The 21,327-nt window shown below is 35.4% G+C and carries 22 protein-coding genes and 3 pseudogenes; 18 read left to right on the forward strand and 7 right to left on the reverse strand.

Features of this window, described 5'->3' with window-relative positions:
- Positions 1 to 14: 14 nt before the first annotated feature.
- The 15 genes and pseudogenes from ACQH2O_RS04235 to ACQH2O_RS04305 all read left to right on the forward strand — a co-directional run bounded on the left by ACQH2O_RS04235 (position 15) and on the right by ACQH2O_RS04305 (position 9,782).
- Entirely contained in the window at positions 15 to 386 is a 372-nt protein-coding gene (locus tag ACQH2O_RS04235) for a head decoration protein (protein WP_264685220.1), read from the forward strand.
- A 25-nt stretch (positions 387 to 411) separates the two neighbouring features.
- Complete coding sequence (locus ACQH2O_RS04240) at positions 412 to 1,416, forward strand: major capsid protein (protein ID WP_341811535.1); 1,005 nt, start codon at positions 412 to 414, stop codon at positions 1,414 to 1,416.
- A gap of 109 nt (positions 1,417 to 1,525) precedes the next feature.
- Positions 1,526 to 1,831, forward strand: coding sequence for a head-tail joining protein (locus ACQH2O_RS04245; protein WP_338481578.1), 306 nt, complete (start codon positions 1,526 to 1,528; stop codon positions 1,829 to 1,831).
- The gene (locus ACQH2O_RS04250) at positions 1,832 to 2,338 is read left to right on the forward strand and encodes a phage tail protein (RefSeq protein WP_264685223.1); all 507 of its coding nucleotides are present in this window, start codon (positions 1,832 to 1,834) and stop codon (positions 2,336 to 2,338) included. It abuts the gene before it with no gap.
- Positions 2,335 to 2,811 carry a hypothetical protein gene (locus ACQH2O_RS04255; protein WP_264685224.1) on the forward strand — a complete coding sequence of 159 codons (477 nt, stop codon included), beginning with the start codon at positions 2,335 to 2,337 and terminating at the stop codon, positions 2,809 to 2,811. The genes ACQH2O_RS04250 and ACQH2O_RS04255 overlap by 4 nt, the downstream gene beginning before the upstream one ends.
- Positions 2,798 to 3,262 carry a phage baseplate assembly protein V gene (locus ACQH2O_RS04260; protein ID WP_264685225.1) on the forward strand — a complete coding sequence of 155 codons (465 nt, stop codon included), beginning with the start codon at positions 2,798 to 2,800 and terminating at the stop codon, positions 3,260 to 3,262. The genes ACQH2O_RS04255 and ACQH2O_RS04260 overlap by 14 nt, the downstream gene beginning before the upstream one ends.
- Complete coding sequence (locus ACQH2O_RS04265) at positions 3,263 to 3,517, forward strand: PAAR domain-containing protein (protein ID WP_010082105.1); 255 nt, start codon at positions 3,263 to 3,265, stop codon at positions 3,515 to 3,517. It abuts the gene before it with no gap.
- A gap of 2 nt (positions 3,518 to 3,519) precedes the next feature.
- The gene (locus ACQH2O_RS04270; RefSeq protein ID WP_007552425.1) at positions 3,520 to 3,855 is read left to right on the forward strand and encodes a GPW/gp25 family protein; all 336 of its coding nucleotides are present in this window, start codon (positions 3,520 to 3,522) and stop codon (positions 3,853 to 3,855) included.
- A 2-nt stretch (positions 3,856 to 3,857) separates the two neighbouring features.
- Positions 3,858 to 4,649 (forward strand): baseplate assembly protein, encoded by a 792-nt coding sequence (locus ACQH2O_RS04275; RefSeq protein ID WP_425385069.1) that lies wholly within the window; start codon positions 3,858 to 3,860, stop codon positions 4,647 to 4,649.
- Positions 4,649 to 5,809, forward strand: coding sequence for a phage tail protein (locus ACQH2O_RS04280; protein WP_044471240.1), 1,161 nt, complete (start codon positions 4,649 to 4,651; stop codon positions 5,807 to 5,809). Before ACQH2O_RS04275 ends, ACQH2O_RS04280 begins: the two co-directional genes overlap by 1 nt.
- A 167-nt stretch (positions 5,810 to 5,976) precedes the next feature.
- Complete coding sequence (locus tag ACQH2O_RS04285) at positions 5,977 to 6,711, forward strand: ankyrin repeat domain-containing protein (protein ID WP_425385385.1); 735 nt, start codon at positions 5,977 to 5,979, stop codon at positions 6,709 to 6,711.
- Positions 6,712 to 6,736: 25 nt separating this feature from the next.
- The gene (locus ACQH2O_RS04290) at positions 6,737 to 7,195 is read left to right on the forward strand and encodes an ankyrin repeat domain-containing protein (RefSeq protein ID WP_341812721.1); all 459 of its coding nucleotides are present in this window, start codon (positions 6,737 to 6,739) and stop codon (positions 7,193 to 7,195) included.
- A gap of 12 nt (positions 7,196 to 7,207) precedes the next feature.
- The gene (locus ACQH2O_RS04295; protein ID WP_425385070.1) at positions 7,208 to 7,654 is read left to right on the forward strand and encodes a DUF2924 domain-containing protein; all 447 of its coding nucleotides are present in this window, start codon (positions 7,208 to 7,210) and stop codon (positions 7,652 to 7,654) included.
- Positions 7,647 to 9,133, forward strand: a pseudogene (locus ACQH2O_RS04300) (recombinase family protein). The gene ACQH2O_RS04295 and the pseudogene ACQH2O_RS04300 overlap by 8 nt, the downstream one beginning before the upstream one ends.
- A gap of 28 nt (positions 9,134 to 9,161) precedes the next feature.
- Positions 9,162 to 9,782 (forward strand): hypothetical protein, encoded by a 621-nt coding sequence (locus ACQH2O_RS04305; RefSeq protein WP_425385071.1) that lies wholly within the window; start codon positions 9,162 to 9,164, stop codon positions 9,780 to 9,782.
- Between the two features lie 221 nt (positions 9,783 to 10,003).
- Here ACQH2O_RS04305 and ACQH2O_RS04310 read toward each other — a convergent pair whose 3' ends face one another.
- Together ACQH2O_RS04310 and ACQH2O_RS04315 are read right to left on the reverse strand one after the other, a co-directional pair.
- Complete coding sequence (locus ACQH2O_RS04310; RefSeq protein WP_425385072.1) at positions 10,004 to 11,389, reverse strand: hypothetical protein; 1,386 nt, start codon at positions 11,387 to 11,389, stop codon at positions 10,004 to 10,006.
- Between the two features lie 75 nt (positions 11,390 to 11,464).
- Positions 11,465 to 11,752, reverse strand: a complete 288-nt coding sequence (locus ACQH2O_RS04315) for a hypothetical protein (RefSeq protein ID WP_425385073.1) — start codon at positions 11,750 to 11,752, stop codon at positions 11,465 to 11,467.
- A gap of 95 nt (positions 11,753 to 11,847) precedes the next feature.
- On the opposite strand from ACQH2O_RS04315, the pseudogene ACQH2O_RS04320 reads away from it, so the two are divergent.
- Positions 11,848 to 12,680, forward strand: a pseudogene (locus tag ACQH2O_RS04320) (IS5 family transposase).
- Between the two features lie 42 nt (positions 12,681 to 12,722).
- Here the strand turns inward: ACQH2O_RS04320 and ACQH2O_RS04325 are convergent.
- The 3 genes from ACQH2O_RS04325 to ACQH2O_RS04335 form a co-directional block, all read right to left on the reverse strand.
- Positions 12,723 to 13,728 (reverse strand): IS630 family transposase gene (locus tag ACQH2O_RS04325; protein WP_425385074.1). Its coding sequence is split into 2 segments (ribosomal slippage): positions 12,723 to 13,265 and positions 13,267 to 13,728, totalling 1,005 coding nucleotides; the frame shifts between segments, so codons are not numbered across the junction.
- Positions 13,729 to 13,747: 19 nt separating this feature from the next.
- Positions 13,748 to 13,903: a hypothetical protein gene (locus ACQH2O_RS04330; RefSeq protein WP_425385075.1), complete on the reverse strand. Its 156-nt coding sequence runs from the start codon at positions 13,901 to 13,903 to the stop codon at positions 13,748 to 13,750.
- A 16-nt stretch (positions 13,904 to 13,919) separates the two neighbouring features.
- A complete protein-coding gene (locus ACQH2O_RS04335) occupies positions 13,920 to 14,675 on the reverse strand; it encodes a hypothetical protein (protein ID WP_341812712.1) in 756 nt (251 codons plus the stop codon).
- A gap of 284 nt (positions 14,676 to 14,959) precedes the next feature.
- Between ACQH2O_RS04335 and ACQH2O_RS04340 the strand changes: the two genes are divergently transcribed.
- Together ACQH2O_RS04340 and ACQH2O_RS04345 are read left to right on the forward strand one after the other, a co-directional pair.
- Entirely contained in the window at positions 14,960 to 16,492 is a 1,533-nt protein-coding gene (locus ACQH2O_RS04340; RefSeq protein WP_353275983.1) for a hypothetical protein, read from the forward strand.
- 115 nt (positions 16,493 to 16,607) lie between these two features.
- Positions 16,608 to 17,786, forward strand: coding sequence for a hypothetical protein (locus tag ACQH2O_RS04345; protein WP_425385076.1), 1,179 nt, complete (start codon positions 16,608 to 16,610; stop codon positions 17,784 to 17,786).
- Positions 17,787 to 18,552: 766 nt separating this feature from the next.
- Here ACQH2O_RS04345 and tnpA read toward each other — a convergent pair.
- Both tnpA and ACQH2O_RS04355 read right to left on the reverse strand, forming a co-directional pair.
- Positions 18,553 to 18,953: pseudogene (tnpA, locus tag ACQH2O_RS04350) on the reverse strand (IS200/IS605 family transposase).
- 130 nt (positions 18,954 to 19,083) lie between these two features.
- Complete coding sequence (locus ACQH2O_RS04355) at positions 19,084 to 21,318, reverse strand: hypothetical protein (protein WP_425385077.1); 2,235 nt, start codon at positions 21,316 to 21,318, stop codon at positions 19,084 to 19,086.
- Between the last annotated feature and the right edge of the window lie 9 nt (positions 21,319 to 21,327).

Genomic DNA, 21,327 nt, shown 5'->3' on the forward strand with positions numbered 1-21,327 from the left:
GGAGAGAAAAAGACATGATAAGTATAACTGAAGGAAATAATTTAGGCGATCTTCTGAAATATGAAGTGTCCAACCTATATTCAAGAGACCAAATAACAGTAGCTAAAGGTCAAAATCTTAAGCTTGGTGCAGTAGTTGCCAAAAAGACGGAAGATGGTTTTATTAGAGTACTTAATTCCACTGGAACAGATGGCACACAAACAGCAATAGGTGTAATAACAAGTGATGTAAACGCAACAGAAAACACCAAAGCAGTAATCATTACACGTATAGCAATGCTAGCAGATCATGCAGTTGTGTGGCCAGCAAATATCACTGAAGAGCAGAAAAATGCAGCAATAAAGCAACTTGAAGGACGAGGGATCATTATCCGCAAGGGAGTGTAACTTAAATTAATAAGGGGGAAAAAGAATGCAAAATCCATTTACAAATACAGCATTTAGCATGACGGCACTAACAAATGCGATAAATATATTGCCGATAAATTATGGACGTGTTGAAAATTTAAACTTGTTTCCAAATAGGTCAGTAAGATTTAGACATATCACCATAGAAGAACATAATGGAGTTTTAAGCCTGTTGCCAACACAAGTTCCAGGAGCACCAGCAACAGTAGGAAAAAGAGGAAAAAGAAAGGTAAGAACGTTTACGATTCCACATATTCCACATGATGATGTAGTGTTACCAGAGGAAGTACAGGGAATAAGGGCATTTGGATCAGAGAGTGAACTTAAAGCGCTGGCAGATGTAGTAACGGATCATTTGCAGCTAATGAGAAACAAACATGCAATAACGTTGGAGCATTTGAGAATGGGAGCGCTGAAAGGAATAATTTTAGATGCTGATGGGTCAGAATTATTAAATCTGTACAACGAATTTGAAATAACACCAAAAGTAGTAAATTTTGCACTGGGAACAGCAACAACAGATGTAAAACGTAAGTGTCTGGAAGTATTGCGGCACATAGAAGATAATCTAAGTGGTGAATATATGACCGGAATTCATGCCTTGGTAAGTCCTGAGTTTTTTGATGCACTCACTTCTCATGCTAAAGTAAAAGAAGCATATGAAAGATGGCAAGAAGGAGCAGCGCTAAGGAATGATATGAGATCAGGATTTACGTTTTGTGGAATCACGTTTGAGGAATATAGAGGGCAAGCAACTGATCCTGAAGGAACCGTAAGAAGGTTTATAGAAAGAGATACAGGGCACTGTTTTCCAGTAGGAACAGCGAGCACATTTACAACATATTTTGCACCAGCAGATTTTAATGAAACGGTAAACACACTAGGACAACCGCTTTATGCAAAACAAGAGCCAAGAAGATTTGATAGAGGGACCGATTTACATACGCAGTCAAATCCTCTGCCAATGTGCCATCGTCCGGCCGTTTTAGCGAAAATAGTAACAACATAGTAGGGTCCCCACATAGAAAACTCTATTTATGACCTTAAAAATATACCATAAAAATATAAGATATGCAATATGTTTAAAATAATATGTAAAGACTTTTAGAAAAAATGGTATGCAGAAAAATATAAAGAGATTATTTAAAGATTGTTTTGCCCATTTAGGAGAGTTAGCTTTGTATGAGTCGAAAAATAAGGCGTACATGGTACAAGTATTAAAGCAAGAGCCAGATAAATTATACGAGATTGGTGAAGGGCAATTTGTAGGAGAAACTTTAGTGTTGGAAGTAAGTGCGTTTGATGTACTGCAGCCAATTGTAGGAGATATTTTTGTTATAGGTGACCGTAAATATAAAGTATATTCTCCACCGCTGCAAGATAATTCAGGAATGGTATGGAAAATTCGAGCGTCAGGAGTATAAATGCGTATTAACACCGGTAGTATTATACAAAGTATAGATGCTGAAAGGAAAAAAGTGGAAAAAGCGACAGTGAGTGCATTAAACAAAACAGCAATATGGCTAAAATCAAAAGCAGCTAAGGAAATCAGTGAGGAAAAGAAGGTAAAATTAAGTTTGATAAGAAAGAGATTAAGAATTTTTAAGGCGAAAACTAGCAGATTAGAAGTGTTAATTAGAGCAAATCTCTATGACATTAAAGCATCGGCAATTGGCAAAATACAAAAAACAAGAAGAGGATCGAAAGTAGGAAAGCATGAGTTTATAGGAGGATTTGCAGCAGTTATGCCAAAAGGAAATAGCGGTATGTTTAAACGTGAAGGAAGGGCAGCATTGCCAATAAAGGAAGTTAAGTTGCCACTCGAACCTGAGGCTTCAAGGATAATAGGGAATCTTGTTAATTATGAGGTTGAGAAAGTATTTACAAAATTTTTTGAACGTGAATTAAGTTATATTACAGGAAGTGTATGAATTTTAAAGATTTGCATAACGCAATTTGCACCACACTGAAGAAAGAAATACCAGCAATACAGACATGTGAAATTTATCCATCGATAAGAAAGGAATTAGTAGCGCCAGCGGTGTTTGTGGAACTTAGCGGATTTGAAAAAGGACATGATCCTGGAACAGAAGAATTAGCGCTGAAAGCAAGATTTGAAGCGAGGATTGTGATTGATAGCACAATAGAAAATGCAGCTATTATTGTCAGGTCATTAGCAGCAGAAGTAGCAAAAGTAGTAGATAAAAATACTTGGAACGTAAAAAATGTTTCACCAGGAGAATTTATCTCTGCAGAAGTTGACGAATTTAGACCTGAATTAGATGCATATCTTGTGTGGATGGTAGAATGGGTGCATACAATACACGTAGGGCGATCTATTTGGAAAGAAGGAAAATTTATGCCACACAAAATAGAAATCGGTGAAATAAATGTTAGAGAATAATTTTGCGATTGCAGAATTACAGAGGAAATTAGCCAATATTGTCCGTATAGGAGTTGTAAAAGAAATAGATTGTGAAAAAGCAAAAGTAAGAGTGAAAATAGGAGAATTTTTAACAGATTATTTACCATGGATAACAAGCAAAGCAGGAAAAGATAGAAATTGGTCTCCACCAGATATCGATGAACAAGTAATGGTATTTTCTCCTCTTGGTGAACTATCATTAGGAGTGGTATTAGGAGGAATATATCAGGAAAAATACTCTGCACCAGAGGATAAAAAAGAAATAAATAGTGTGAAGTTTCAGGATGGAACAAGATTGTTATATGATAAAGAGAAGCATCATTTAGAGATTGAAGTAGTAGACAAAATAACACTGAAAGCTGGGGAATCGAGCATAGAGATGACGAAGAGCGAAATAAAACTGAAAGCAGATAGAATAAACCTTAATTAAATGAATAAATCGGTTGTACGAGTAGGAGATTATTGTGGAGAAGCAACACCACACTTTTGCATTAGCGGCAGTAATAATGTTTTTGTAAATGATTTCCCAGTCTGTAGGAAAGGAGACAATTTTAACGAAGGAAAAGTAATGATTCAAGGATCAAAAACAGTGTTTGCAAATGGTCATGGTGTAGGAAGAGTAGGGGATTCAGTATCTTGTGGGTTAAAAGTAATAAAAGGCAGTAAAAGCGTCTTTGCAAAATAGAAATGAAGGGTATGGATGGTAAAACAGGAAAAGCGTTAGAAGGAATAGAGCACTTAAAGCAATCAATAATTGATATACTTACGACTCCTATAGGATCACGAATTATGATGAGGAATTACGGGTCTAGGCTATTTGAATTATTGGATAAGCCAGTTAATCGTGATTTAACACTAGAAATTTACGCAGCAACTGCAGAAGCTTTGGAAAAATGGGAAAAAAGGTTTAAATTAGAAAAAGTAAAAATGACAGAAGTAAAAGAGGGAAAAGTAACGCTTGACCTGGAAGGGTTGTACGTACCAATGGGGAAAAAGATTCGCTTCGATGAGGTTGTAGTATAAAGATGCAGCAGACTAACATTATTGAGCCACTGAACTTCGAAGAAATCTTTTCACGTATGAAAGAAGAATTGATAAGTCGAGATGAAAGTTTTACGGCATTAGTAGAAAGTGACTCAGCGATGAAGGTATTAGAAGTAGCAGCCTGGAGAGAGCTTTTGCTGAGACAAAGGATAAACGAAGCAGTAAAGAGTAATTTACTTAAGTTTGCGATAGGAGAAGATCTTGATAATTTAGCTGAATTTTATGGAGTGGAGAGGCAGAAAGAAGAAGATGACGAACGTTTTAGAAAAATAATTAAAGCAAAGATAATAGGCTGGAGCACGGGAGGAAGTAAAGAACACTATCGATATCATGCACTGTCAGCAGATAGTAGAGTAAAGGATGCATTAGTAGAATCACCTATACCAGGGAAAGTACAAGTTTCAATCTTATCCACAGAATTATCCACACTGCAAGAAGAATTACTAGAAATTGTCAAAAATCAGCTAAACAGGGAGGATGTGAGGATTTTAACAGATACAGTTGAAGTGGTAAGTTGCAATATGATAGAAATAGATATCCAAAGTAAAATTAGCATTAAAAGACCAGATATTATTGAAACGGTGAAGAAGAAATTTATCGAAAAATTTGGAACAACGAAAAGATTAGGATGGAAGGTAACAAGATCATGGATAATAGCCAATTTGTTTATGGAAGGAGTAGAAAACGTGGAATTAATAGAGCCAAGAGAAGACATAGTTGTGAAAGGAAATGAGTGCGCTTTCTTAAAAAGTTTAAATGTTGAGTTAAATTAATGCTATTACCGCCAAACGCAACAAAAAAGGAAAAAGCGCTGGTTGATGCAATAGATTACAAAGTAGATCCTGGTTGTATCAGAGGGTTTAAATTTAGCCAAGGGGAAAAAGTGTTGCCATGGATAATAGAGGAATATGGGCTAGGAGAAATCCTACATTGGGTAAAAGACAAAAGAAAGGCGATAAAAAAAGGGATAAAATTTCAGCGTTTAAGAGGAACACCTGCTTCACTGAAAATAGCACTAAAATGGGCAAATATAGAAGATATTACAATTATCGAAGAACCATCTGGCAAGCACTTCTTTGAACTGCAGATAGGGATAAAAGATGTTCCGAATGACTTCTTCGTTGATGCAGTAGTAGAACTAGCAAAACTATCATTGCCTGCAAGATCGAGGCTAATGAGGATTTTTAACGATTATTACAACATTAGCAGGTTCATATTGGATGAGAGTTTTTTCGGAAGTTTATTATCGGATTATTCCGGGGTAAAAATAGAAAAAGATGGGCCAGTTTTATCATTTGGAAGAGTAAATTTTTTCAGGTCTCATGGTCCGGTTATTAGGATTGTAGAAAACTATCTACGCGATCATTATGAACGAGCTTTAAGCAATGACATATATCGCTTGGATGTAGCAATACTTGGAGAAACCGAGCCTCATACTAAGAACTACAACGGTATTTATGAACGAAATCATGTGTGGTATAACTTCAAAGCGCTATATCCGCTACCACAGAGCTTATTACCTAAGATTAAGTTTGCTAAAGCGCAGATAGTATTATCAGATAGCTGGAACTTAGGAGAAATAAACGCGTGTTTTCCGGTTACGAGTGGAGAAGAGAAAGGAAGTAAATTTTTACTAGGAAGTGATAAACTATCTGAACAACTGTGGAATTTAAAACACAAGCCAATTTTAGAAAGGTTTAGCGTTACTCACCACTACAAAGTAGAAGATTTTACCAACCAAAAAGTTATAATATTTGGTGTGGCAGAGCACAATATTCATTTTGAAAGGGATTTAAATTCAGAGCAAAAGGATTCAATACATGAACCGGAAAATTACGTTTTAGTGTTTTACCCAGGCGTACTAACGTGGCACGAACATCGTCATTTGAACAGAGGTTGGGAAGAGAAACAAGTAATATGTTTAATGCATTAAGCATATATATTTATATCTTCATATACTATATTAGTATTTAGTTAAAAAGGTGTACTACGCGAAAAAAGACTTGCCTTTTTATGCCAAAACGCACATAACTTGAATAGCAGCAGGTAAATATAAGAAATTTGTCTGGCGCTAGAAAAGATAATTTTGTGAGGTATGAAATGGGGTTCAGCGAAGAAAAGAAAGAATCTTTTAACAAGTTTTTTAAAGAAGTATCAAGGAATGGATTTAAAAATATTAATCAAAGGGATGAAAAAGGAGAAACAGTATTGCACCATGCAGTAGAAAATTCCGATCACAAAACAGTGAGGTTATTAATAGAAAAAGGAGCGGAGATCAATGCAAGAGATAAAAATGGTTATACGCCACTGCACTGTGCAGTATTCGCAAAAAGTTTAGAAAATGTAAAAGTACTGCTAAGGTCAGGAGCGGAAATAAATGCCACTCAATATGTCAGTGGATGTACGCCACTACACTCTGCATGTAAAATAGGAGGAGCAGGAGTTGAAATAATAAAAGAGCTAGTAAAAGCAGGATCTGAAGTTAATCAACTGAATAAGTATGGTTCAACACCAATGTATTACATATGGGAAAGTGAAAAGTATTGTCTATGTGATAGGGAAGAGAGTGAAAAGGCAAGTAAATTTTTGAGAGCAAAAGGTGGAGTAACAAAAAGTAGAAAACTGACGTGCTATGGAATAGAGGGGCTAGTGGGAGAAATAGCAGACAAGTTGGATAGGAGCTATATGCCAGAGCTAAAAATAATGGAGATCGAAGAAATAAGGAAGAGAGACAAATCATTAATAAAGAAAGAATGTCAAAATTTAGCAACCAAGATAATGTGCCAAGTAAACGAAATGATAGATGAGGTGGTGAGAATTAAAAAAGGGACTTAAATTTAAAGAAAAGGTGAGGTAGGTTATGAGTAAAAAAGAAAAAGAGGATGCACTAAAAGAATTATTAGAGAACTCAGGTAAAAATATTAAGGAGACAAAAAAGGAACTGCATTATGCAGTAGACGGAAAAACAGTGAGCTTATTAGTTGAAAAAGGAGCGAATGTGAATGCAGCGGATGTAGAAGGATATACAGCACTGCACCTAGCGATAACGGAGAAACGTCTAGAAACAGTTAGAGAATTGATAAAATCAGGAGGGAATGTAAATGCTGAAGAGTATGGCAGTAAATGCACACCGCTGCACCTTGCATGTATGGTGGGGAAAGTGGAAATAGTGGAGGAGCTAGTAAAAGCAGGGGCTGAAATAGAACAAGCAGATAAATTTGGGATGACAGCGATGGATTATGCGAAAAATAGTAAAGAGGTAACTGAAGTATTGAAGAAAGAAACAGACAGAATAGAAAAGTTATTTGAGAAATTATGAGAGGCTGAAAATATGGAAAGAAAGGAAGAAATAGAAAAGAAAGTAATGAATTTAGAGAAAAAAGCGTTGGAAGAGGTGAGGAAAATATGGAAAAAGGTATATGGAGAAGGAGCGCCTAGATACTCAAAGAAATACCTGATACCAAGATTAGCTTATAGAATGCAGGAAAAAGCGTATGGAGAAATGTCAAGAAAGGGGACAAAAAGACTAGAGTATCTGGCAGATCGGCTAGAGAAGGGAAAAAGAATAAGTAGCGATAAACTGCCAGTAGAGGGAACAGAGCTAATATTAGAGAGAGGGGAAGAGACTCACGCAGTAATGGTAACAGATAAGGGTTTAATCTACAGAGAAGAATTTTTCACATCATTATCAGCAGTAGCCGGAAAAATAATGGGAATGAGTTACAATGGGCCGCTCCTATTTGGTTTGCGTGATCAAAAGGGAAGGGAAAATGTGTAAAGGGATAAGATGTGGAATATATACGAGAAAGTCAAATGAAGACGGTCTAGAGCAGAAGTTTAACAGTTTAGATGCGCAACGAGTAGCATGTGAGAAGTACATAAAGAGCAAAGAAGGCTGGGTAGCATTGGCCAAAAGGTACGACGATGGAGGTTTCTCAGGAAAGAATTTAGAAAGACCAGCAATAAAGGAATTATTTGAAGATGTAAAAAAAGGAGAAGTAGATTGTGTAGTAGTATATACGCTAGATAGATTATCAAGGGAAACAAAAGACAGCATCGAAGTAACATCATTTTTTAGAAGACATAGAGTAAATTTTGTAGCAGTAACGCAGATATTTGACAATAATACGCCAATGGGAAAGTTCGTACAAACGGTGTTATCAGGAGCCGCACAACTAGAAAGAGAAATGATAGTAGAGAGGGTAAAAAATAAAATAGCAACATCAAAAGAACACGGACTATGGATGGGAGGAACTTTGCCGTTTGGGTATGATGTAAAAGATAAAGAATTAATAATAAATGAGAAAGAAGCAAAAATAGTAAAGCATATATTTGCAAGATATTTGGAGCTGAAGTCAATGGCAGAGTTGGCAAGAGAGTTAAATAGCCAAGGGTACCATACGAAATCAGATATCTTTAAAAAAGCGACGGTGAGAAGAATAATAACAAATCCAATATATATGGGAAAAATACGGCATTATGAGAAAGAGTATGAAGGAAAACATGAAGCAATAATAGAGGAAGAAAAATGGCAAAAAGCGCAGGAATTGATAAAGAATCAACCATATAGAAAAGCAAAATATGAGGAAGCGCTACTTAGGGGAATAATTAAGTGCAAGAGTTGTAATGTGAACATGACGCTGACATACTCAAAAAAGAAAATAAAAGATATCGATATTACATATGTAACAATCACTTAAGGGGAAAAGGTTGTGAATCAATAAACAGAACTATAGTAGCGGGAGAAGTGGAAAAAGAAGTGATGAAGAAAGCTGAACAGCTATATGAAAAATGGGGAAAAAAAGCGGAAGAGTGGAAAAATTTAAGTTTTGGAAAACAGAAAGAAGTAGTGAAAAAGTTAATAAAAGGAGTAATGGTAAAAGAAGATGGAATAGAGGTGAGTTCAGAGGATAAGGTGGAATTTATACCAATAATGAAGAAGAAAGGAAATAAATGTACAGTGATTGAGCCAGAAGGTAAAACAAACAATGCGTTACTGGAAGCAGTGGTAAGAGCCCACCTATGGAAACGTCAGCTAGAAGAGGGAAAATATGCAAGCGTAGGAGAGCTAAGTGCCAAAATTAATATAGGTACAAGACGCATACAACAAATTTTAAGATTAAATTATTTAGCACCAAAAATAAAGGAAGACATAGTAAATGGGAGACAGCCAAGGGGTTTGAAGTTAGCTGATTTAAGGGAAATACCGATGCTATGGGGTGAGCAGTTGGAAAAGTTCTACGGATTAGTGTCTTAATTACACCGTTTAACAAAAGGGGGAAACTATGAAAACGCCAAAGCTATTAAAAGGTGTTGCTAAAAAATTTAAAAATAGGAAGGGAAGCACGATAGCCACCACTGCAAAAGGAGCTGCTATAGAGGAATCAAGGACTTCTAATAATATGCCAGCAGATGTTGAAGAAGTGAAAGTTGAGGTGAAAGAGCAAACCAATGTTGATAAAGCTACAGAGACCGACACTCAATTATGTAATGAAAATAGTGAGATAGAACAACCAATATTTGAAAGCAGCGAAAGAGCTCAAAACTCCTCAATAGAAACTACTGTAGAGCCAACTTCCGTTAATAGAGAAACTGATAAGCAAGAGCCAAATGCCCCTGAAGGAACATCTTCCGCTGAACCATGTTTTGATGCTACAGACGAAAAAGACAAACCGTTAACGCAACAAAGGCAAGCAATCCTAGCTAGTGTTGTTGGTGCAGTGTTATTAGTGGGTAGCGTTGTATTTTATACATTGAAAATCGATGTTACAGTAGCAGTGGTTGTGGGAATAGTTGGACTAGCATGTATAGGCCTTGCGCTGTATAATATCATAAATCTCAACACCAAGCTCGAGAAAGTAGAGGAACAATCCATTACTGCTCATCCTCCTTTGAATCCAACATAAAAGGCTACATCTAAAAAACCATAAACGTCAGGAAAGTTCTTAAATAAGACAACTTTTTTAGAATAATCTCTAAATTATTAACTCAATACTTATTTCCCTACTACTTCTCCTTACCTTGAGTGTATAGTTTATTGAATACCTCCAAGAATCTTACTTTGAAAATACATCAATTTTTTTTACCCCTCCAAGACCTTTTTTTTGTTTAATAATTTTAGTTGACTTTATGAACACACTACTATTTCTTTCGAAACTTCCATCTTTTGCAGCTGGTCTAAACTATCAATTGGCCTCATAAGAGTAGACGGAGCATCTGATTCTTTTACTACACAATCTAATTGCTTAATAGTTTTACTTGACTCTATAGATACATTTCTTTCAAAATTTCCATCTTTTACAGCTTGTAGAACACTTTTTCCTCCTAAAAGGCAACTTTCCCCTAAACTTGATCGACCTTTTAACTTGTCAAACTTCTCCTGGCTCTCTCCATCAAGCTTTACTTCTATTATATTACTATCTTTATCACTAGAACATAGATGAACACTAATCTTTCCTACTTGAGTAGTAAAAGACATTTCAACGCTACCTCCTAAGACATCTGTATAATTTCTTTTTCCTCCTACATTTTCAACTCTTACTATACTCTCTCCAATATGAAATATATGATGTCTAAAACTTAAATCTTTCACTTTTGGATTATTTATAACTTTTGCAACCTCAACAGTGCTATCTTGCGAATATTTTACATAAAAATATCCATTATCCATTTCTGCGTGTAAAGCTTTGCCTTTGGCACTACTGTTTATAATACCTTCATATGCTACGCTTTTTAGCTTGTTATCGATTTCTTCACATTCTGCAAAAATCTCATAACTGAACCCATAAGTTGCATACAATAACCTATCATCATAAAAGGAACTGTATTTTACTCTTCCGCCTTTTAATAGTAAATTATTCATGATATTGCGTATAACACCTATATTTTCGTCATCTGACACACCCTCATAGGCAGGAATATCTCTTATTTCCTTAAAAATTAAACTTGTTATAGTATACTCATCATCGTTACATTTTGAATTGAGCCTTATCCCTTTTTGCAAATATTTATTTGTTATGCACTCTATACGTTCTAAAGCAGTGTTTGTAAAATTTTCATGCTTATCCCTATAACCTTGATCATTTTTTGCTACTACACCTTTTAACTCTTTACAAAATTCATCAATTAGGCTTTTCTCATTCTCAGTCAGTGGTAGATCTAGCTTAATTAAAGCAGAGTCTCTTGGATTAATAGGGTAATGACCATCGTTTTTCCAGTATAAATCACTATCATCAGTTTCATTTTGATACGACAATGTATGTTTTACACATGTGCCAGCAATCTTCCCAGTTTCATGTCTCTGATCAAGGTCATAACATTCCGGACGATTACTTATTCCTTGGAAAAACAAACTATAATCACCTGAATCGGCTACGTCATTTTCAGGAGTTGGTCCCTCATTGCTATTACGCTCAATTTTTGACCACCGCGGCCCAGCACTCAATTCCTCTCCCAGCTTTTGGTCACTGATAGGTTCTACAACATGTTCTATAGACTCTGTAACTTCACTCATACCCTCTCCCTAGCACAGACAGACAGTTTATTATGTACGATATGTAACATGAGTCAAGCTAATTTAAACATAATTTTAATGTTTTTGAATAAAACTCCTGCGAGCGAGAGAGGCAACAGGATTACTTAAATCATCTTTTCTCTGCACCCGAATACTTAATTTCTCCGCTTCATCTGCTGTTTTTGAGTAAAGTGCTTTCAAGTTTTCTAAGAAATCTTCAATTGTTTGAAAAGTCACAAACCTTCCTTGTTTTTCTTGATTGTGATAAAGACATTCTAAATCTTTTGTCTCTCGTTCTATATTAGATAATGTTTCATTTATGAAGGTGATCAGCTCTTCATTTTTACTAGAATAAGCGGTCATTTTACCACAAAGAGTCTTGTTTTTTTGAACAAGTAAGAGGTTGTCCGGAAACAAGTAAAAGGCTATAATATCTGAAATTTTAGTACGGGGTAAAGATGAGAAAAAAGTATCCAACAGATCTAAGCGAAAGGGAATGGGCAAGAATAGAAAAACACTTCAGAGTATCATACAAGAAAGGAGGAAGGCCGCCAAAGTATAGCAAAAGAGAAATATTAGAAGCAATTTTCTATGTATTGCGTACAGGGTGTCAATGGCGGTATTTACCAAATGATTTTCCGCTATGGAAGACTGTGTATGAGCAGTTCAGGCAATGGAAGAAGCAGGGAATTTTTGAGAAAATGAATTATGAAATTACAAAATATAGTAGAAGAAAAATAGGAAGGAATGAGCAGCCGAGTGCCTGTATAGTAGATAGTCAATCTGTAAAGACTACAGAAAAGGGGGGATCAAAGGCTATGATGGAAGTAAAAAAGTAAAGGGTAGAAAAAGGCATATAATTACAGACACTCAGGGTTTTATACTAGGTTGTTACGTAGGCGCTGCTAACGAAAATGATAGAGATGGTATTAAAATAGCATTAAACAATATGAGAACAAAATATACTAAAGTTAAAAAAATGTGGGCTGACATGGGATACCAAGGAAGAAATTTAAAGAATCACATAAAGGAAGAATATGACATAGATATTGAAATTGTTAAAAGGCCTCCATGTAGATTTTGGGTGCACAAAGATACGCCACCTGAGCTACTACCAACAAGAGAACAAGGGTTTAAAGTACAGCCAAGAAGATGGGTTGTAGAAAGGACTTTTGCTTGGGTTAATAGGAATAGAAGGCTATCGAAGGAGTATGATTTACTCACAACATCCACTGAGAATTTCATATACCTAGCTATGAGTAGGGTTATGTTAAAGAGGGAATATGCTTGAATTTACTAGTTTCCGGACAACCTCTAATACCAATTCTCATTATTAGGAGGACAAATAGGAGACATTGCAGAGTTGTTTAATTATGGAGTGGGTAAGAGAGGTAACAAATTTACACAAAGTGCGCTCAAGCAGGGTAATTGTATCGTATATTTTATTGCACAAAATGTTCTGTTTTATATATAACCAAAACCTCTCAACAGGATTGAGCTCAGGTGAGTATGGAGGTAGGTATATAATATCGATATTTTTAGGTACCTTTAAATTTTTTGACCTATGCCAACTAGCACAGTCCATAACGAGAAAAGTCTCTCGTATTCCTAGATATTGCGACATCTGCTCAAGAAATATATTCATGCAATCAGTGTTGACATTTGGTGCAAACAAGCTAGAACTCTCTCCATTTCTAGGATTAACCGCACTATAGAGATAGAAATTTTGCCTACCTAATTTTATTTTAACCTGTGTCCTAATGCCTTTTTTAAACCACCCATGTCCAATTTTTGAATGTGTGCCAAACCGAGACTCATCAAAGAAAAATAGCTCTTTTTCTGGATATTTGCCAATAGTTTCGTTGAGATTTTTTTTTAAACTCCTCTTGTTTGCTTTTATCTTTACCATTATGAACTGGTCTTGGAGTAATATATGAGAATTTCATTCTTTGCATATTACGGTGTACTGTGGACTTACTGATATCCAAACCAAATCTTTCCTGGATTTTTATTCTCATTTCTTTAATGGTGATATTAGGATTTTCTTGTATCCATGCTTCAACTTGTTCACGTTGACTTTGATTCAATCTAGTTTTTCTACGACGTTGAGGGGGAGCAAACAATTTTTCCTCTCTGTTAAATTTTAGGTGCTTTATCCACGCAGTCAGTGCAGTTCTTGAAATGCAACATATCTTTGCTACCGCTGTTATGCTGTGCTTTTTTGCTGCAATTACAGCATTTAGTTTTTTTGTAACGTATGCGTTGTTTCTTACTTTCTTCAGCATTGCTTTTGCCGATTCCACTACTTTTTCATCCAATAATTTTGATCTTAATGCCATTTATACCTCGCTATTACACTTAGTTTAGTATGGCTTTTTTTCCATTATTGTCTATCTGTTTGTTGTGCAGTGAGAATTGGTATAAGTTAACTTCTTCGATTAATCCTTCTCTGTCATCTTCGATTTCTCGGATAATTTTTTCTTTTGAAGCTAAATCTTGCATTTGATTTTGCATTCTCCCTCTTAAATCTCTAACCTAAAGGAAAATGCGCCAAATATTCTTTCTTGTACTTTATTTGATTTAAATTATAATCTAGTGTTGCAAGGTAAGCATCTTTCTCTTCAATTTCCTGTTGCATAGTTTGGCATTTTTCTATAATAGAATCTCGTTGCTTTTTAAAATTTTCCATTTTCCCTTTCAACGTCTTAGTATTGTATTCACTAACCTTCCCTTCATCATCAAGAGCAGCTAACTGATTCTTTAATTCCCAGATTTCACTATCTTTATGACTTAACTCTTTGTTTTTTAACGTGCTTAATTTTTGTATTTCTTCTTCTTGGCTTTTTAATTCTATTTCTAATTTTTCTTTTCCTGTTGTTAATTCAGAAATGCTCTTGTATTTATCATCCAATTGTTGTTTTATATCAATTATCTCTTTATTTTTCTGCTGTAATTGATTCCTTAATTCTTCTGCTTGATTGTTTGCAGTTTCTTTAGCTTTTTCCTTCAGAATTAGTTCTTTTTCTAGCTCTTTTTTAGCAAATTTATTTTTCCTAGCCTCGATCTCCCCATTACTGCTAATTATTTTATATGAAAGTGCAACCGCTAAAAAAGATAGTATAGATAAAACCGTTACGATTGTAAGAGTTGAGTTCAAAAATTCAACTGAAGACAAAAGGCCAAAATAAGAGGCTGCAGAGAGTGCTGCGGATGCGAGCAATGTAAAAGTTGCAAAAGCACTAGCTATAAGATAAAGTGTGTTGGTTTGATTGCATAAATCCCTCATTATCTTTTCCCTACAGGTAAAATGATCGCCACATTATTATAAGCGTCTAAGGAAAGTAAGCTATAAAAAATTAACATAAATCTATACTCACTGTACATTTGCTATTTCAGTTTCAAGTGCTGCTATCTAAAGAGATAATTTTACTATCTTTTTTAGCTTGCAGAAGTAACAGTTAATCGTTATACATGACCTGTTACCAAAACACAGTCATTCTAATTGGCTTAATAATTATGTCAAGCTAAGATTCGTGGTGGTCAATAAAAATTTGTATTGGAGTAGGTGGTGTGAATAGAAAAAATATGCGAAAGGCGAATCTTACACCATTATTTTTTGCGAACAGTGTACCTCGAAAATCTGGTGCTGTTGTTGAGTCTGATTCTAAACAGGTGAAGGATAAGGATGAGAACACGAATTTGGAACAGGAAAGTGGTGTACCTAATACCGGTAGTTTTGATGAATTATGTGATACGCCTAGTAGTACTCGTAGTTTTTGTATTTCGGCTGGCACACCCGATGAAGAGAAGATACTGGGGCTTGAGTGGGATAATTACTCTCTATACTTTACTGATGTAAATCAAGATCTAAAGTTGAGTCAGAAAAGTCAAGAAGAGATTGTAATAACTTTCTCCCAGATTAATGAGAGTACTGACTTGGGCATAGTGCAAGAGAAATCGACAACAGTAGAGAGTAAAAAAGATGCTACAATAAATCTACAGTTAGATGGACAAAACAAAAATAAAATTTTAGTAGCATCGGATGAGGAGGCAAAAGGTTACGATGAGAACAATAACAGTCCACTAGTTAGTAGTGAAACACTATTGTCAGAAGGTGAAAATGATACTTCTAGCAGTGTTCAAGAAGCAACGTTTGCTAGAGATAATCCTAAAGTAATGTTAAGTGAAGAAGATATAGAACTGAGTATCAGTAACAATTTTGATATTAATAACTTTAGTTTTCTCAACTATAACAAAGAAAGTGGTAATGATTCAGGCGCCGAATTCACTGATGGTGATGATTCAGGACGGGAAAAAGTTGATAATGAAGCTGAAATATTTCTAGGATCAAATGAAAATATATCAAGTCCTATTTTAAGTGAAGAAAGTTTTGTTACTGCTAAAAATGAAGGCGAAACATATAAAAGTCCTAATAATAGTATTTTTATACATTCAAATGGTACTCAGTTTGATGTAAGTGAAGATGGTATTTATACACACGATGATTCACAAGATGTTTCATTACGAAATGAACAGAATGTTAGCAAAGAAGGTTTAACAGGGACTTTAGTAAAGTTGGATGATGGAGAAAATAAAAATATTAAAATAACTGGCAAAAGTGCCCCAGGAGCATCGAAGCAAAGTGAAGGTGATAATGATCAATTACTAAATGGCAGTGAACCACTGATTTCAAGAAGTAGTACTCCAAACAATTCACCAAAAGATGTAAATAGAAAGAGCACATATAGTAAATTATCAAAAATCTGTAGAGATAAAAATGAAGGTGAAAAATCAGTCTATAAAACTTCAAGCTATAATCCATCGCAGAAGAATTCTAAAGGAAAGAAGGTCTTTTTGTGTCTTACAGTGTTGTCATGCACTGTTTTTTTTGTATCAATAACTTCTTCATTTTTAGGAAAGCCTCTTATCTCTGATCTGAAAGGTAATCTCATATCATTAGCAATTTTGGGTACCGCTTGTGTAATTTTAGGTGCTATTACCCTAGTTCTATATTGCTATCCTCAAGATAAAGAAAACGAGCCACCTGATGCATTAGAACAAGTTAGCGTGGATGATACTGAAATCGAGATATTGTCATCATAAATTTTTGTGACCATTCGCCGGAATAAAAGGGGTTTATAAAGTTAGAATAAGGTACGGTATTGGCCATATGAAGGTATAACTTAGGAAAAGTTAGAGAAATTATGTAGGATTTAAAATGCGAACTTGCGGATTATTAAGCTTATCACTTTTAATATTAAGTAGTAGTTTTGTATATGCTGATAGAGCAGTGATATCTTCTTGTGATGAAATACCTTCAGATTATAGCGGCAAGGTTTTTAAAATTAAGACTGATTACCCGGTTGAGATTAGTAATATAGAAAGACCATGGGAACATATATCATTTAAGGAGGAACCGCAAAAATACGCCTATACAATTTTAAAGTATATATATGATGGGAATATAGACTGCGATTTTGATTTACATTGCAATAAGGTTGCTAATTGGTATCATGCGCCATGGATGCACTACGGGATAAATGGTAGAGAATTTGTTAATGGTTTAACGAGAGAACGATCCTTTAAGCCTGGTGAATTGCATAATGATCAAAAATCCATGCTACAAAATTGGGCAATTTCTATTGTTAATGAGCAAGGTAGCTATACATATGGGCAAGTCTGGAAAGATATAAACAATCCTGATATTACCAGAGGGGAATTCTTAGATGGTACAGTAAGCACAAAATTAGTATTCACAGAAGCAACACAGAAGGATATTCCAACTCTTAAAAACGGTATCTCTTGGACTAGCTATATTAATCAATCTGAAAAAGGAACTCCAAAGGTATTTAAGCAACTGAGATTATTTCAAATTGACTTTTTAGTCAAAGATAAGAGATCAGAAGAAACAGGATGGGTTGCAGGTACGTTTATTTATGATTGTACCATAAATAATAAAAATCCATGGTTGAATATGAAGTTAATGGGTATTGCTTGGGGTAACGACACTAATTATTTTACGGCAGATTATATAATCGGAAAAAGGTTATTAGAATGTTGGATAAATCCCGATGTGATGAAAAGTTCTTTAGGATATTTAGGTAGACTTAATGGTCCAATAGATAATAAAAAATCTTCATGTTTGTCATGCCATAGTACAGCACAACATCCTGAGAAATCTTCATCAGTACCACCAAAGCATGCAAAGGAACAAGAAATAAAACATTGGTTTAGGAATCTAAAGGAAGAATCATTTGATGATGGAGCATTTAATTTTGATTATTCCAAGCAGTTGAGCCATGGCATTAGAAACTACTATAGTGCTAAAAAAGAAAATGATCCTATTGGGTGTAATGCCTTTAATTATAAAGATATCACTCAAACTCCAATCAACTAATACAGTTTATGGCTTATTTATAATGGTCTTTTAAACGTGTGAGGGTGAAACTGTCAGATGGAAAACACAACAAGGCAATATCTTCTTGTGGATAGAATACCTTTGAAAGAAACACCTAACTTTAGCGTCACAAAAAATTTCATTATTTACTTTCTTCAAAAACACGAAAAAAGTACGTATATTTGTGAGAACAATTTAAACAAAAGCGGCGTTGTGAAAATAAAAACATAAAATTACTGCAACAAAGCTAGGCAAATTAATTCGTATATAAATGTGGCTAAAGTAGGCTAATATAGCTGGTTTTACGATATAGTAGAATTATTATATAGAAAAGTTCGAACGGTACACGTGGTAGACCACACGATTCCAAAAAAAACATTTCTCACGCTTGCTGGTTTTGGGTGCTGGAAGTGGTTGTGCTATTTAAGTTTCTAATAAAATATGTTACTAAATTAATAGCAATTTATTTAAGAATAACAAAGAAAAATGACTTTATAGCAAGCAGAATTTGAAAATTTTTCGTCAGAGTTATCTTAGTTCTAACACCTCAAATCATCAAAAATACAAATTTCCTCTCAGGCTCATTTACAATTTTCCTCAACTTGATACCCCTAACCCATTCACTTTTAAACTTGATACATGGATTTCTTTTATCTGTCCATCCTGTATTCGCTATTCAATAAAGCCGATCAGGTTACGAGATGAAGTAGCCAATATAATATTTCCAGCAGTTCTAACTATAAATCTTGTCTAGCAAATTCAACCACTATGGAATGCTAACTTTCGACTTACCAAATTTATCTTCTTTTTTAGAGTGATTTTCAATATAATTTTTTATCATTTCGTCAGTTACGTTTCCGCTAGTCCTGACAAAGTAGCCTACTGCCCATAACCCAGTATCTTTTTTTCAGCTCTGGAAAGTTTTGCTGGATTTTTCTGGAACTTTTTCCTTTTATTAACTGCACTAACTTACTAATACTTAAGTATGGGGGTACAGAAACGTATACATGTTGACGCAACTCTACCTCTCTACTTGATTATCTGCACATACTTCTTGTACAACTTCTTTAGTTTTCTGCCCAATATCTCCAACTAATGCTGGATATCGATATTTTGTTCTATGTGATATATATATACAGAGTGACTGCTTTTTCTATAATATTCCACATTCTTTCAAAATTTTCACCTTAAAATTATATTCTTGAAAGGATGGTCCAGGTTTTTTCTCCCAAATTTGGGACAATAAATTACCATAAACCCTTTATTCACAACAGACGATTGAACCCTCATTAATTTCTTAATGCCCATAAGGAAAATCATTTATGCCATCATTTCCTAAGTTACGTTTTACATGCAGAGCATGAGGATGGTGGGTAACCGATGTAATAAAAGTATTTGGAGCTTGTGCTTGATCATTAAGTACAGCGTACGAAAGAATTATTTTATTTCCATCAGTAACCCGATCAAACCCTCTACGATTCTCATAATCAGCCAACTGATCATCTGCTTCTCGCTCTCTAGCTTGTACCTCTGCCCCAGTGGCAGCAAACTTTAGCTCTTTTCCAACTGGGTGAGTACCTCCTTTCCTTCCTAAAGCTCGTGACAATACTAGGTCTAACTTTCCTCCTCCTCCAACCTGAAATTCACTAATTACTCTGGCAGGATTATCACAAGTGTAAAACAACCCATGCAATATAGCATGAAATCCAGCTTCCCTAGCATTATCTCTGTTTACTACCCATCTTAATGGATATAGCACATTAGAAATTGCTTGGTACAACCGTTCATGACTACCTGGATCTTCATTTGCCCAGCCAGTATTCATCATTACATTTGCAGCGCGATGCACATTATCAACACCACCTATCCGTAAAAGCTCACCTTGAAAAGGCTGATTGCCTCTATCCCGTAGGTAGTCAGCAGGTGAGTCAAATGTTTCTACAGCAACAGTCAAGCCAAGATTATCGTTAGCTCCTCTTATTCTTCTATTTATGGTCAAATTACACACCACTTCATGTACCATAGCATTCGGCCAACGCGATAGATCCAATCCATTGTCCGGAAAAAGTTGATTAGCCAATACGTGGCGAACATGAAATACGATCACCTCCTCCTTCTGGTCTCTACCTCGTGATACATGCAAAACCATAGTCAAAGCACGATCTCCAATATTTACTTGTGTATTGTATCCTTGCTCATCTAACATTTTTGCATTATCGTCATAGTGAAACAAGTGCTTATCTACTATTGCACGATTTCCTTCTATTGGCACAGTTCCTTTTGCAAATGCAATACTTGCGAAAGCAAATCCACTTGTATAGAGAAATATTCTTCTATCTCTAGCGTTAACACCACCCCTATTCCTAATACCTGGTACAGCAGGTACACCAAAGGCTGGATGGAGTAGATAATCCCTAACATTTTCTCCAATCTCCTCATCCTCTACAGGTTCAAATAATCTTTCCACTAAAGAAGAACCTTTTGCTAAAAAAGCCCTCACACCAAGCTGTAAACGTCCTGGGTTACCAAAATCGAAATTCACTCCAGCGCAGACAGCTCTTGGTGATAATGTTGGAATAGATATGGATGAAGCGGGACATCCATTAACATAATTTCCAGCCTGCTCTAATGCACGGCCAGCATTCCTATCTGCTCTTCTACCTGCCTTAAGTTCAGTTACACAGGGAACAGAATTAATTAACCTCTGTGTACCACGTACAATAGAAGTAATATCTGCATATCCACCACCTACAAACAGCTCAAGGTAAATATTGGCTGCATTACGACATCTAAAATGCATCAAAACGCCAGACACAAGACCATGATAGTCCGACTCTCTGCCGTAGAAGTCTAATGCCTGATCATATCTATCATAGACACTAATGATATATCGAAAAATTCTTGTACTAGCATTCCTTACAACTACGCTATCATTACTTTCTAGCCTGCTTATCAGATTTGGTAAATAATTATTTTGCAGTCCAGGTGTTCTGGTAATCTCTTGAAAACTGTGTCTACGAGTTAAATAAGATGCATGATTTCCAGTAAATGGTCCTTGTCCTGCCTGAAATATCCTACATCTTACTGCTTCCTCTTCTTCATCTTCACCTTGATTATCCGCCCATATGAATGTTTTATACTCTTGCCATTCTAGCTCTTCATCTTGCAGGATACCCTCCACCTGCTCCCTTTCCTGTTGGCTAAACCTAGAACCGCAGCTATTCTCTCTGTCAGCAATAGTATAGCACCTTACAACTCTTCTGTTATTTCCATCAGTTGTTAGAATTGCAACCTTTAGATTCCCCCTTCTAGGACTACCTGGATCATTATCAAAACGAAAGAAGATTCTTTCATCATTGTTTGCAACACCAGAATCATGTGCAGTAGCAAACATGCCAAAAAAGAATGCAGGAAAGAAACGATCCTTACCAACAGAATGCAAAAAAGATGGACATGAATCCAGAAAATACTCAAACTCTTCTGTAAACTTATTGCAATTCCCATTTATCAAACTTCCAATTAATCCATGCATAAAACACTC

It is taken from the genome of Wolbachia endosymbiont (group B) of Schoenobius gigantella (genome assembly GCF_964031005.1).
In the GTDB taxonomy this organism is placed as follows: domain Bacteria; phylum Pseudomonadota; class Alphaproteobacteria; order Rickettsiales; family Anaplasmataceae; genus Wolbachia; species Wolbachia pipientis.